12 protein-coding genes are annotated in these 14,307 nt (G+C 30.9%); 1 reads left to right on the top strand and 11 read right to left on the bottom strand.

Going from position 1 to position 14,307, the window contains the following annotated elements:
• Positions 1 to 19: 19 nt before the first annotated feature.
• From F6464_RS02305 to F6464_RS02255, 11 genes are all read right to left on the bottom strand, one after another.
• The gene (locus F6464_RS02305) at positions 20 to 730 is read right to left on the bottom strand and encodes a M48 family metallopeptidase (RefSeq protein WP_151106128.1); all 711 of its coding nucleotides are present in this window, start codon (positions 728 to 730) and stop codon (positions 20 to 22) included.
• Positions 730 to 3,954, bottom strand: coding sequence for a type I restriction endonuclease subunit R (locus F6464_RS02300; protein WP_151106127.1), 3,225 nt, complete (start codon positions 3,952 to 3,954; stop codon positions 730 to 732). The genes F6464_RS02305 and F6464_RS02300 overlap by 1 nt, the downstream gene beginning before the upstream one ends.
• A 20-nt stretch (positions 3,955 to 3,974) precedes the next feature.
• Complete coding sequence (locus F6464_RS02295) at positions 3,975 to 5,105, bottom strand: SAVED domain-containing protein (RefSeq protein WP_151106126.1); 1,131 nt, start codon at positions 5,103 to 5,105, stop codon at positions 3,975 to 3,977.
• The gene (locus F6464_RS02290) at positions 5,102 to 6,343 is read right to left on the bottom strand and encodes a restriction endonuclease subunit S (RefSeq protein WP_151106125.1); all 1,242 of its coding nucleotides are present in this window, start codon (positions 6,341 to 6,343) and stop codon (positions 5,102 to 5,104) included. The genes F6464_RS02295 and F6464_RS02290 overlap by 4 nt, the downstream gene beginning before the upstream one ends.
• A 15-nt stretch (positions 6,344 to 6,358) precedes the next feature.
• Complete coding sequence (locus F6464_RS02285; protein WP_151106124.1) at positions 6,359 to 7,174, bottom strand: hypothetical protein; 816 nt, start codon at positions 7,172 to 7,174, stop codon at positions 6,359 to 6,361.
• A 66-nt stretch (positions 7,175 to 7,240) separates the two neighbouring features.
• The gene (locus F6464_RS02280; RefSeq protein WP_225318018.1) at positions 7,241 to 7,687 is read right to left on the bottom strand and encodes a hypothetical protein; all 447 of its coding nucleotides are present in this window, start codon (positions 7,685 to 7,687) and stop codon (positions 7,241 to 7,243) included.
• On the bottom strand, positions 7,671 to 8,903 hold the full coding sequence (locus F6464_RS02275) for a nucleotidyltransferase domain-containing protein (protein ID WP_151106123.1): 1,233 nt from the start codon (positions 8,901 to 8,903) through the stop codon (positions 7,671 to 7,673). The genes F6464_RS02280 and F6464_RS02275 overlap by 17 nt, the downstream gene beginning before the upstream one ends.
• Position 8,904: 1 nt before the next feature.
• The gene (locus F6464_RS02270) at positions 8,905 to 10,437 is read right to left on the bottom strand and encodes a type I restriction-modification system subunit M (protein WP_151106122.1); all 1,533 of its coding nucleotides are present in this window, start codon (positions 10,435 to 10,437) and stop codon (positions 8,905 to 8,907) included.
• A 5-nt stretch (positions 10,438 to 10,442) separates the two neighbouring features.
• Positions 10,443 to 11,000, bottom strand: coding sequence for a restriction endonuclease subunit S (locus F6464_RS02265; protein WP_151106121.1), 558 nt, complete (start codon positions 10,998 to 11,000; stop codon positions 10,443 to 10,445).
• A gap of 1,198 nt (positions 11,001 to 12,198) precedes the next feature.
• Positions 12,199 to 12,543, bottom strand: coding sequence for a hypothetical protein (locus tag F6464_RS02260; RefSeq protein ID WP_151106120.1), 345 nt, complete (start codon positions 12,541 to 12,543; stop codon positions 12,199 to 12,201).
• Positions 12,533 to 12,973 carry a hypothetical protein gene (locus F6464_RS02255; protein ID WP_151106119.1) on the bottom strand — a complete coding sequence of 147 codons (441 nt, stop codon included), beginning with the start codon at positions 12,971 to 12,973 and terminating at the stop codon, positions 12,533 to 12,535. Before F6464_RS02255 ends, F6464_RS02260 begins: the two co-directional genes overlap by 11 nt.
• Positions 12,974 to 13,239: 266 nt before the next feature.
• Here F6464_RS02255 and F6464_RS02250 point away from each other — a divergent pair, with 266 nt between their 5' ends.
• Positions 13,240 to 14,154, top strand: coding sequence for a hypothetical protein (locus F6464_RS02250; RefSeq protein ID WP_151106118.1), 915 nt, complete (start codon positions 13,240 to 13,242; stop codon positions 14,152 to 14,154).
• Positions 14,155 to 14,307 lie beyond the last annotated feature (153 nt).

Raw genomic sequence — 14,307 nt, 5'->3', positions numbered from 1 at the left:
ATTTATAATTTTAAAAAATCTATGAAAGTGCGTGTTCTAATTTTTCTTTCCATTTTTCCCAATTGGGAGATAATCTATTTTGTAAATCATAAAAATCCTTATTGTGATTGTAATGTATCAAATGACATAGTTCGTGAATTACTACATATTCAATACTTCCTTTTAGTGCTTTTATTAACTCTGTATTTAGAATTATTTTGCCAGATTTAGTACAACTGCCCCAGCGTTTTTGCATTAATCTTATATCTAAAACTGGTTTTTCAATTTTATATTTATTGAATTTTTCTAATGAACTATTTATCAATTCTTCAAAATGAATGATTGCTTTTTCCTTGTACCATTCATTTAGTTTTTTTTCTAAATATTTGGGATTGGTTTTTTTAGTTTTCATAATCATAGCGCCTCTATAAATCTTTATTTCATTTATAGTATCTTCAATAATTTGCAACTTATATTGTCTACCTAAATACAAATGTGTTTCCCCATTAACATACTTACGCTCTGGTGTATTTGGTTTGTAACTACAAAAAAATGCTCGTTGCTTTAATATCCAATTGGCTTTAGATTTTACCTTTTTATTTATGTCTATTATACTTGTATCATTGGGTGCAATAACATTTACTAAACCATCAGGCAATACTTTTATGCCTAATGATTTTCTTGTAGCAAAAGACAATTTATATTTGATGCTTTTGCTTCCGTAATTAACTTGTTGGATTGAATGTAGCATTAAACGTATTTTAGTTTAGCAATTTTTATTACTTCTTCTATCAATTCATCAATTTTATCAAATGAGAATTGCGTATCGTATTGTTGCTGTTTCTCGAAAAGTAAATCATCCAAGCAGTTTTTTAATTCTTTTTCAATCTCCGTATTTGTTTGCCAATCTATAATTAATGTACCGTTTTCATAAACAATATTTTTGATACAATCTTCTACTTCTAATGCTGTACTAGCTTGTACTTCTTTTGGTTCTGGTGCATTACTAAAACTATTCTCTAATACTGCATTTATCAAATTGTAAAAAGCAATTGCATTAGGTTTTTCTTGAATAGCATTTGGAACATTGTTTTGTTTTCCGGTTAGGAATTGATTTTCGTATTCTTTGGCTTTTTGTAAATATAATGCTTCATCAATACGGTGCTGATGGTAATCGTTAATAGCTTCTCTTATTAATGCGGATAAACTTTTGTAGAAGATTGGATCTTCATTCATTTTAACATTAATTGCTTTAACAGTTCGAGTAGCAATATGGTCGGCTTTAGCAGCTTTACCCATTACTTTTTCTACTTCTGCTTCTCTTTTGTCTTTATCAAAAATATTTACTAGTTCCGTTATTTTTAATACTTCGCCTTCTGTGGTAATATGTTTGTCAATTAATTTTTGGATTTGTGGTTCGAAAGCTGAAATGTCTATATCATCATAGTATCTACGTTTAACATCTATTCGTAATTGCAAGAAGAATTTACAGTCTTTTTTGTATTTGTCAATGGTTTTTTCGTTCTTACTATCATTAAACTCAATTGAAGCCATTGCTAATTTAAACAAACGAACAAAAGCAGATAATTTTTCATAAAATGGATGTCTAATACTATCGTCATTTAATAATTCTGAGTAAGCTTCTGCATCGTATTTATTTTTTATTGTTTTGAAAATTTCCCATAACTCACTGTGAGCTTGTGGTAATTTCTCAATTTCTTTATTGATATTTATAATAGTACCTGATAATTCTTCTTGTTCAAAATCATTTAAGCCACTGTATGTGTTAAGAGCACTATCTAGGTTTTCCAAATTCCCAAAGTAATCAATGATAAAACCATATTCCTTATCTGGCGCTACTCTATTTACCCTTGCAATAGCTTGAAGCAAAGTATGTTCTCTTAATGCTCTAGTTACATATAAAACCTGATTATTTGGAGCGTCAAAACCAGTAAGTAATTTATCTACAACAATAATTATTTCGGGATGTTCTTGTTTTTTAAAGGCACTAATTACTGATTTTTCATAATCGGATTGTTTACCGTATTTACTCATCATAGCTTTGTAAAACTTCAATACTACATCTTCGTTTTCTTCAAAAGCATCTTCGTAATTTTCTCTTGTATCGGGTGCAGAGATTAACACTTCACAGCTTACTTTACCAATTTCTTTCAAATATTCTCTGTATTTTATAGCTGTAGTTTTATTTGGAGCGACTAACTGCCCTTTAAATCCTGTTCCTTGAATATTGGCTTCAAAATGTTCACTAATATCCCAAGCTCTTGCATACACGACTTGATCGGCTTTGTTAATTTGATTGGTTGAACTAAATTTTCTTTTTAATGCCACCTTTCCATAAGGTGTAGCAGGTTCCGCAACTTTATCAAAATATGTATCTAATGGCTTGTCATTAACTTCAATTACATTGTGTCGTCCCTCGTACAATAATGGAACAACTGCCTTGTCTTCTACGGCATCGTTTATAGAATAAACATCTATTAAACCACCAAATTTGTTGGCAGTACTTTTTTCTTTTTTCATCAAAGGCGTTCCCGTAAATGCTACAAAACAAGCATTCGGGAAAACTTTTTGCATTTTTACATTAAACGTACCGTATTGGCTGCGGTGTCCTTCATCAATTAATACAAAAATATTAGGTGAAGTAAAACCGTCTTTTGATTGATTTATAGCCGCTTCAAATTTGTGTATCAGTGTCGTAATTACTGCATCTGTTGGGCTGTTGATTAATTCTACTAAATGTTTTCCTGTTTGTGCTTCTTCAACATCAACGTGGCATTTTTGGAATGTTTCTGTAATTTGTGTGTTTAAATCTATTCTATCTGTAACCAGGATTATTTTTGGGTTTTTTATGTCTTTTTGGGTTGCAATTAGTTGGGCCAACATAACCATTGTTAATGATTTACCACTTCCTTGAGTATGCCAAATTACACCACCAGTTCTCTTACCATTAGCATCGGCAACACTGATTTTTTTAAGTGTTTCTTTGATGGCAAAATATTGTTGGTATCGGGTTATTTTCTTAACACCATCATCATATACTATATAATTGAAAATAAGGTCTAAAATCCTTGATTTTTGGCATAAACTAAAAACTAACTTATCTTGTTCGGTTACGATTACTTCTTCTTTTTCCAGTTGATTAAAATAATGCAATACATTATAAAATCGTTGTTTAAAAATGGCTGTTCGCTCCGTATTGGGTAATTCACTATTTTTTAATTGCCTAATTGTATCACCATAATGCATTCCTTCTTCTTTGGTACGAAATACTTCTTTCCACACACTCCAAAACTCCTTTTGTGTAGCTGTTGTGGCATATCTTGCTTCGTTTACTGCTAATGACAACACTATATTAGAATATTGGTATAACCCTCTTATTCCATCTTCTTGTTGGTTGCGTAAATGTTGAGAAATGGCTTCGTTAACTGGATCTTTTATTACATTGCTTTTACATTCGATTACTACCATTGGAATACCATTAATAAACAAAACAATATCTGGACGATAGGTATCATTTCTTTCACTTCGCAATACAGCATATTCTTCAGTAACGTGGAATGTATTGTTTTCTATATTCTTCCAATCGATGTATTGAAAAGAGAAACTTTTTTTATCGTTTTGAATGGTTTGTTCTAAACTTTTACCCAAAGTTATTAAGTCATAAAAAGCTAAATTTGCCTTTATAAAACCGTCTTGAATTGGTAATTCTCGCAAAGCAATAATTGCTGCATTGATATTACTCTCTGAAAAAGAAAACTCTTTGTCTTTGTATTGAATGCTATTTATCTTTTCGAGCTGTTTTTTTAAAATTGGTTCCAGCAATACATTACTTGTTCTACCGCCACGTAACTCCATTGCTTCGTCTGGCGATAAATATTGATAACCCATTTTGATGAGTAATTGCAATGCCGGAATTTGACTGATGTGGTCTTCTATGTAAGATGGTATTTGCATTTTTTTTTAACTTTTTGAAGTTATTTATTTACTATTTCAATAGCTTTTGAAAATCCACTATTAGCAGTATTTTGGTCGTAAAGAAATAAAGGCATATCAGCTTTTGGCATCCAAACTCTTCCTAATTCGACTGCTTTAGCTATTGGCATTGCAGGAAAAATATGCAAAGGTGTTTTTTCTCCATATTGCGCTTTTACCTTATTCAATAATTGTCTAATTGTGATACTAAAATCTTCTAAATGCCTTTTGCTTTTTAAATAATCATTGAATGGATTATCAATTTTAATCGTATAAATATCACATTCATCACCCAAAACCTCAGTTATTCTGTCATTAGTTATACTAGCGCTCAATGAAATATTTAATGCTACCGTTTTGTGATTATTTTCAGGTTCTACAACTGTATATTTTACTTCAGTCATATCATCATCTAGTTTCCAAGTATCAGGGTTTCGTACTTTTTGGTTAATTTGACAAGTATAAATATCATTAATTAATGTTCCCAATTTTATAAGCAATGGAATTGGAGCGAAGGCAAATACAGACAAATGTTTAATTTCACCTTTAGCAAAATTTTGTGATAGTCTTTTATTAAATTGTGCTTCTAAATTTTCAACTTCTGTTGTCCAATAAGCCGGAGTGCTATCTTTTTGTATGCTGTTTGATAAACTCAAATCGATAGTATCAGCCATCGCAGGAAAATAATCTGGTTGTAGATATTGACTAACCGTTTGATAACTTAATTCAGGTGTAAACACACCTACATTGGCTTTATAAGTTAGAATGTAACTTTGTCTATCTTGATCTATCGCAGTAACTGTTTCAATACGATTTTCGTGTTCTTTTTTCATTTCAAGTAATAGCTTTTCAGGATGACCAGCAACATCAGCTCTATCAATTAACCGATGATGTGCATCGCAAAGCAACATTAAATTAGTAATGTCATCTTTTAGCAAAGGAGAACGAACAGCATCTCCTCGTGGACCACCAGGAACATCAGCTACAATATGAGCAATATATGCTTTGTTAAAATTTCTTTTTGTTAAAATATCTTGTGTTAAAGAACAATTACATCCTCTGTATTGACACCTTCCTCCAGATTTTACCCAAAGCAAATATTTATTTTTATCTGTTATGCTTGTTACACTCATTGTTTGTAGTTATTGGTTTCTACTCTCACTTTACCTGTTAATAATTGTTGCATCAATCCTTTCTTTTGTAATTGCAAGGTTTGTAGTTTATCTTGGTATTGTTTTAATTCCTCTGTTGCTTTATCGAGAATTTCATTTATAGCAATTTGCTCTTTAATCTCAGGAACTGGAACCTTTATTTTTGAAAATTCATTCCAACGCAATCCACCTCTTCTATCAATAGAACCTTCCATTCTTTTTTGATATTCGTGTATATAATTACTGGATTTTAAAACTCTAAAAAGGAAGTTATCATTAACCGTTTCGTTTGTTTGAAAAACGGTGTACATTGGACTAATTAATGCTTCGTCATACTCTGATTGATAACCAATAGAGCCTTCTTCAATATGATTTGTAGCATAGGCAAATTGACCTTTTGAAACAATTTTATAGGTAGTAAGATCATCACTATAAATTTTTCTGCCAAAATATTCTAATGAAGGGACCAGCCCATTATGTTTTGTGCAAGACAAAACAATCAATTCTTTGTCAATAGGGTTTTTTGTAGAACTATCCTTTGCAAATCTATTTATTGAAACAAGTGTCCATTTACTTTTTTCAAACCCTTTAACTCTCATTTTTCCTGAAAGTAATTGTTGACTTAAGCCATTATTTCTATTTTTCAAATTATCAACAATCCCTTTACAGTTATCAATTGCTTTATCCCAAGTAGATAGTATTGATACTATTTTATTTTGTTCGGGAAGAGGAGGAATAGGAATTTTAATTTCTTTTAAATCACTGCCATTAATTGAATTTATGGTTGCACCTAGATTTTTGTGAATTTCTCTATAATAGATATCTGTGTTAAATATTTGATATAAATAATTATTAAAATCACTTCTATAAATTGCCATAAAAGCTCCAAAAGCCATTCCTGCTGCTTCTTCTGTTATTAAGGCATTTTTTCCAATTAAAGATTTACTTCCATTTCTAACACAAATTAAAATATCCTGTTTATTTACAGGATTATATTCGCCTGTTTTTACTTTTACATAAACATTATCACCCAATTTTATTTGACCATCTTGAACATTTGATGAACGCAAAACTAAAGTTCCACTTTCTTCACAAATATCATCAGGGCTGTACGTTAAGCCTGAAATAACTTTTCCTAAATCACCTAATTTTTTAACCTCCCAATCAATTGGGATAAAACCAAATGAAGTTTGTTTATAACCTAAAGCATCATTTTTCATAATTATTATTTTTGTTTAGGATAATACTTTTCTAGTAATTTTAATCATATATGCGTTTATGCATCCTGTATTCGCTATTAAATCTTCATAATTAGCTTCAGGGTCAAAAGAAATATTTTTAAATTCCTCTGCTGGAATATTAACAATACTTGTATCAATTAATTCAAAAATCAAGTCAGGATAAATATCTTTTATCTCTTCAAAATGTTTTTCCCATTTCTTTTTTTCGGCAGATGTTTTCTTCTCAATCTGTGGCTTTGTCAAGGTTGTATTGTCTTTATCAAACCTTTTAAAAAAACAGGCAAAGCAAGCTTGAATATTATTTTGACTTATATCATCTTTTAAGGTAATTGCTTTAGCCATTCGCTCAATATCTTTCTGGATTTTTTTATCAGATTGATTAATTGATTTAATCTCTATACCTATTAACGATTTTTGAGTAATAAACCATTCCCCTTTAGATTTATTCTCTTCAGTTAATGCTATATCAATTCTTTTTGATTTGCTGTCTTTTGGCGAATGTTGTTTTCTGCTTTTATGCTGTTGGGCAAAAATCTCCCCTTCAAAAATAAAAGAAGGAAATGCATTGTTGTAAAAATCATTTAACGAATATTCTAAATTGATAAAAATATTATTTTGAACACCAAAATGCTCTAATTTTTGTGCTACATTAACTACTATTAAATATTCGATTACCCTTGATTGTAAATCAGAATAATTTTGCGTGAAGTATATGTTTTCTAAATATCCTTTCTTTAGTCCTTCTTTAATTAATTCTTGTACTTCCGAAACAATATCTCTTTTTGTTTCTGCGGTTGGTTTATTACTCATAGTAATTTTAGTTTTTTAGTAACCCAATAAATTGATAGGCTAATTTTTTTGTTTCTTGAATGGTTTCTATTTGTCGGATACTTTTGGTCTGTTTTTAATTGGATGAACACCGCCACCAGTCCATTCTCCAGTGCCTAACCATATTTCGTAATGATACAACCACTCATAAGCCCAAGGAATTATTGTTGTAGCTATAAGCATTGATTTATTCCATTCAGTACCATCAGGATAATACAAACACAAATATTGTAATTTTTGGTCATAGCAATGTGGCAATTTTGTTTCATCAATTGCTAATGCTAAAGGTTTAGGTTTTGTTACATATATTTTGGGTTTATCCGTTATTTGATACACTAATTTTATATCATAATTATCCCCTAACGGTGAAGGCGTCAAGGAATGTGTCCAAGTTAGTAATTGGTCACGTTGATTAATAACTTTTGTATCAGGAAACATTTTTTTTATGTTAAGTGCCTGAATTGCTATTGAAATAGGTTTAATCTTCTGAGCCATAAAATTTATGTGGTTTAATTGTACTTGCTCCTGCTGTTGACAACCCAACTTTTGTGTCAAAACGATTGTTGCCTTGTTCTGTTAAAAGTCTTGCTCTGTCACCAATATTACTAAATGCTTTTCTAACTTCTCTATCTCCAAATGAGGTTGAAAGTCTTTCCATAATATTATGACTTCCTGTTTGCTGCGTAGCATCTTGAATGTCTTTTTTAGCTGCTGCTAACCAATCATAAAATCTTTTCTGCTTGTTAGGATTTTCTCTCCACTTATCAGCGAAGTTCTCTTCTGGATTTACAGGATTACCAATAAATTTATACCACTTCCCTGTTTTTTCGTCTTGCTTGTCTAAGATATAATTGTGCATATTATCAATAACATCTACTAAAGCTTCTAAAATATTAGTTTGTTTTTTGTAAGCTCTTGTCGCCAAAGTTGTAATAATAATAGAAATTGGTTTTTCGTCGTGACCATTGAACATAATATCTCTATGACGTTTCAGAATTTGGACTACACGTTGTAATGGCAACTTATTTGACTGGTATTTAGGAACTGGTTTTACGCTCTCGTTTAATGAAAATATTTTTGTAGTTGGAACCGTTGCCTGATTGATAAACCATTTCGCATAACCAAACGGATTACTTTTTAACCAATTATCTTGATTTGTTTCGTATGGATAGTTTGTTTCTAAATTGTCCGTAATACGAATTGCAAGAGCATCTACATTGGTGTCCTGCATATTAGAAAATGCTTTTTCTAATAGAATACTATATCCACTAGCAATTATAGCTGGAAGCACATCCATATGGTATTGGTCGTTCTTTTGAGAATATTTTCTATACTCTAAAGTCCAACATCTTCTACCTTCTTTGTCTAACATTTGTTTGTAGGTATCGTTTTCTTTTAAACGATCTCCAACAATCTTCTTTAAATGGGCTTGTGTCCAATTGGAATTTTTACCTGTTAGCTTGCATACAATATCAATATCTATATCATCTTTATCTGAAATCGGTTTAATAGCTGTTCCTAATAAAAACGAACCTTGTGGAAGGATTTCTGGTTTGTATGGTGCTAATGCTGAATTTTCACTAGATAGCCAGTTTCCTACTGCATTGTAACTGGTAACGGCTGCATTAAATTCTGTTTCAGAAATGTCTAGCGTTTGTCCTAATTCATCAAGTATCTCGCTGAATTGTTGTTTTTGTTGTGTTGTTAGCATACTAGATTAAGTTTAGTTCTTTCAAGTAGTTTTCCATTTGGCTTTCTACTTCGGTTAGTTGTTTTTTTAGTTCAGTAATATTGGTGTGTGTGGCTTTGATATCTACTTCTTCCTCTTCCTCAAACGTATCTACATAACGAGGAATATTAAGGTTGTAATCGTTTTCAATTATATCAGCCATTGTAGCACGGTAACTGTATTTATCTTCTACAATAGCTCCTTTTTCTGAAGTAAGCGGTGTAGCTACTTTGAAAGATTTGAAAGCTGTTACAATATGTTCAATGTCGATTTCTCTTAACTTATTTTGATTTTTGCCACTCTCAAATTCACGACTTGCATCAATAAATAAAATGTCTCTATTTGCTCCTTTTCCTCTGTTGAAAATTAATATGGCTGCTGGAATTCCTGTGCCAAAAAAGAGATTGGCAGGTAAGCCGATAACTGCTTCCAAAAGGTTTTCATCAATTAGTTTTTTACGAATTTGACCTTCGCTGCTGCTACGAAACAATACGCCGTGAGGAACAATAACCCCAACTTTTCCAACATCTTCATAGGTGGTTTCTATCATATGACTGATAAAAGCATAATCTCCTTTGCTTTTTGGAGGAACGCCTCTGTGAAAACGGTTGAACTGGTCTGAACTTGCTGTGTCTGCACCCCATTTATCAAGAGAAAATGGTGGATTTGCTACAACAATGTTGAACTTCATTAGATTGTCCTTTTCTAATAGTTTTGGATTATTGATAGTATCACCCCATTCAATTGTTGCACTGTCTTGTTCGTGCAAAAACATATTCATACGACACAATGCCCAAGTACTTCCGTTGTTTTCTTGACCGTAAAGCGAATAGTTTTTTCCCTCCACTTCATTAGCCACTTTTATCAATAAAGAACCCGATCCTGCTGTTGGATCACATATTCTATTACCGGGTTGTGGGTCAACTAATTTGGCTAATAAAGTACTAACTTCACCTGGCGTGTAGAACTCGCCAGACTTCTTACCACTTTCCCCAGCAAATTTTGAAATTAAAAACTCGTAACTATCTCCAATAATGTCGTTCCCTTCTAAATGTGATGGTTGTAAATCTAAAGCTGAAAAATCAACTAATAAGTTTTTCATAATTGCATTACGCTGTTTTGTTTGACCAAAGACAGTTTCAGAATTAAAAGAAATACTGCGGAATACCATTGCTAATTTAGCACGGTTGGCATCCTCTAAAGCCGTTAAGCCAATATCAATAATTTCACCTATATTGGCTTCACTACGGTTTTGATATAGGTAATCGAAATTGCATATTTCTGGTAATATAAACCGCTCTCTTTGCAATTGGCGTTGTACCATTTCCTCATTGCCTGGATATTTAATTCGGTATTGCTCTACCTTATCTTTCCACACATCAGACAAGTATTTTACAAATAATAGTGTAAGGATATAATCCTTGTATTGTTCGCTTCCCATTACTGGGCGTAAAGTATCACAAGCTTTCCAAACAATATTGTTGATTTCCCTTTGTGTAATTTTATTCTCTGCCATAGTTCCTAATTTATAATTTTTGAAATAGTTGTTTGAAATAGTTTTTGTTTCTCTTTGATTATATTATTTGTAAGCTCAATGTCTTTTAGATATAGTTCTTGTAATACTACCACTTTCTGTTGTTGTTCTAATGGTATTAAATTAAAAGTAAAGTCGGCTAACTCGTTTTTTCGAATAGAAGGAATTGTGCTTCCTGCTCCAGACTGTTGAAAGTGCAGTAAGTTTTTAGGAAGATTAAGTACCGAAACCAAATATGCGGGTATAATTCTTGTTTTATCTGTCCGTAAAATAAAAAATATTGAAGATGCTATGGCATTTCCAAACTCTTCTTTGTATAATGTAGCATAAAAACGAAAGCCCTTTGCTACGAAAAGTATATCTTCGTTTTGCAGTAGGTTTGCCATTGCTTTTGGGTCTTCTTCTAAAAAAGTGTCATTCTCTCCAATATATTGTCCAAATTCATTGAAATGCTTGGCTTGTAAATATGGTATTGTACCGTCTTTACTAGGTTTTCCGTAATAACCGAACTGAATATTTGCAATTTCTTTTAATTTAACCTGCATTTGATTATTTTTGTAATGTTATTCGTTTCTGGTGCAAATATACGCAAAATAATGAAATATGCAAATTTATTTTATTGTAGAGTTATTCAAAAGTGTGAATTTTAATTTAGGGTGTAGGGTGTAAGGGAAAAAGGTGTAAAACATTTTTTATTTTTTACACCACTAAAACATCCGATTTATATGGGATTTTTGGTGCAAATTGGGACGAGTGGTTTATTAGTTTGCCTTGTTTATGTCTTATGTAGCCTGAAAGTTTTTTTTTAAAAAAATAAAAAATGTTTGTGTTGAAATTTGGTTACACCACCTTACACCCTAAAATTGAAGTAAAATGGTGCTTTTTAGTGAAAAGTAAATAGTCTTTAATGATAAGTTTTTTTATGAGTAAAAAGAAAAAAGTGGAACTTTTCAGCTCCACTTTCTAGTTGACTTTTATTCCTCAACTTCTTTGTTTTTTGCATCGACTTCTTCGTAACTATATTCTTTAACTGCGTAGACTGGTTTTCCTTGCCGCATTAAGCAAGTAATACCAATGACATTTGTAAAATAGTCCAATAGTCCAATAGTTTATGGTGTAATGCCTGTATAGTATGAATATAGACCATCTTTATTGGACTATATTGAATACATAATCGGTATAAAATGGTGGTTTTGTTTTGGTCGTCGAGAACTTCAACGGTGTCACCATCTTAAACACCCACTACCGTTCCAGTTAGCATGGTTTGCGCATGAACGTTGTATATCGTGAGAATTAGAAGGGCGGTAATGATTATTTTTTTCATTGTTATATGTTTTCTTCAAAAGTAGGGCATAAACAAACAGATGCTTGTAGGCATTAATTTTTTTGTTAACAGTTTAGTTTTTTTGAATTTTTAGAAATACCTTTTTTTGTTGAATTGTTCGATGTTGGATTGCAGTTCATGTAGTCTTACAAGATTGCTATCAGCATCTGGTATTTGCCCCAAATGCTCAAAGTTCAAATCTCCTAACAAATCATACATAATCATGAATACTGCTTCAAGTAGAATTTTGTTATTGCAGTAGATTGTGTCATTATTTTAGTAAAGATAATCTATAAATTATCGCTGAAAATTGACACTTTAATTTACAAATAATTACGTATTGATTTGTTTTGATTTGTAACTATAAATATCGACAAATATCGATGTATACTGATACAATTTGAAGTGTATTGATTTTTTTAGCTTTTGTAAAAAATTATTTTTTGCTTCTTCTTTTTTTGGTTTTCTTCGTCAATTTTGATTAGCACAAAAATTGCTGCTGCTCCAAGAGCTGCGCAAGTTAGCATTACTTTCCAGTTGTTTTTAAAATAGGTTCCGACTAATGATTCTGCAATTTTAATTTTAAGCAAATCATTATCCAATGTTTCGCTAATAGGCACGCTTGTTGGTATACCTTCAAAACCGGATGTAATGCCTCCTTTAGCAAGTGAATTGTTTACAAAGTGAGTAGACTGTATATTTATCAACTTTTTGTGGTAGGACGACAGAAATAATTCGTTAAAATTTGGTTCTCTATAATTCATTTTCTGATTTTTTTTTAATTATAAATAAAAGTTCAATAGGGTCTACTAATTCTAGAATATAGTCAAAGCAAACATGACCTTCACAACCCGTTTTCTTGTTAATCAATATTTGATGGTAATAAGTAAAGTCATATCCTTCGTAATCAAGTAAATCTTTTTTTACACATCTGTACTTAGTATAATGGTCACTTGTTTTAACTTTCTTTAAAATGGCTTCATTGCTTTTTACCTTATTTAAAAATAATAAAGTAACTGCTTCTTTTTCTTTTCGCTTATCATTATTGAAATCAACCCTATGTTGTTCACAGCAGTAAATTTGCCGAGCATCTGTAGGCACATAATTTACTTGACAATCTGGTTTTTTACACTTACGTAAAGGGTAACGTCTATTTGAAACCCTCTTTTTTAAAATATTCTTTTTCTGATTCATTTTAAGTTTATTATTGGTTAATATTTTTTCGAGAAATGATTCCTGTACCACCTAAATATCTCCTGATCTAGTGAAATCAAAATTTCTTTCTCACTATGCTTTATTATCGATTGGTTGGATAACCAATTCAAATACTTGAAGTCGTGACTTCGATATTTTTGTTCAGATAGTTTTTTTTCACAAGAATTTATTGTTAAAAAAAACAAAAATAATAAAAGTTATTAATATTACAATCTTTTTTACATATCTTTGAAAAAAAATAGAATATGATTAATAGAGTGAGTTTTGAAAATAACCCATCTGAAGTTGAAAAGTTACTAAATGTACTTAATGAACGTGTTTTTTTAAAAACGGAAATTGACATCGTTTATTCAGATTTAGTCAATTGGGAGCGATATAATTTACTATCTATAGGGGGAGATTCTGATAAGGGCGATTGGAAGAAATTAAATTATATCGAATATACTTGGGTTAAAATTATCCAGGAGTTAAGGCAATACGGATTTACTTATGATGAAATTTTGTTGTGTAAAACTGAAATATTTAAGCTTGTAAAACAAGGGGAACTAATAGAGGCAAGTAAAGTCGATAGCAAGAATGTAAAACAGCAACTTGGATCTGAAGCTATTGAAGAATTAAATGCGATTTCAGATTCAAACTATGATGAAAACTTGAATATTGAGATTAGTATTTTTGAAACTATTATGGCAAGTGCTATAATAAGTGGTGTGAAATGGTCTTTCCTTTTTTTTAAAGAAATGCCTGGATTTTACTTTCCTATTTCAACAGAAGCATTCAGAGGTTTTGATCTAATAAATAAGCCTGGGATTCCAATGGAATTATTATCAAAAACTTTCCTTAGTGTTTCTTTAAGTGACATCATATCCAATTTTTTAGTTGATGGCGAAAATTCTTATGAAGAAAGAACCATCTCTATATTAACTAAAAATGAGCATAAATTATTGAAACAGATTAGAAAAGGGTACAATGATGTAAAAAGTATCAAAATAAGATTTAAAAATGACCAAATGGAAATGATTGAAGTGACCACTTTAAAAAAAGTAAAATTGGAAAGTAGACTTTTAGAGCATATTAAGAAAGGAGATTATCAAACCATTTCTATTGATACGGTTGATGGAAAAATTGTTAATTTTGAGAATACACAAAAAATAAAATTATAAATACTGAAGAACTCAGATTTTAAGTTACATAGTAAGCTTATCGGAAAAACCGAAAGTGAAGCACATTAAATAAAATGTGGTATTATTTGAAAAATATAAAAAAATTTTACTAAAAAGAAATCCTAAACTTACGAATGAGGAAATTGAAAAAAT

The organism is Flavobacterium luteum, assembly GCF_008806775.1.
In the GTDB taxonomy this organism is placed as follows: domain Bacteria; phylum Bacteroidota; class Bacteroidia; order Flavobacteriales; family Flavobacteriaceae; genus Flavobacterium; species Flavobacterium luteum.
Note: the sequence above shows the minus strand (reverse complement) of the source record. Positions and strands in the feature narration are given on the sequence as shown.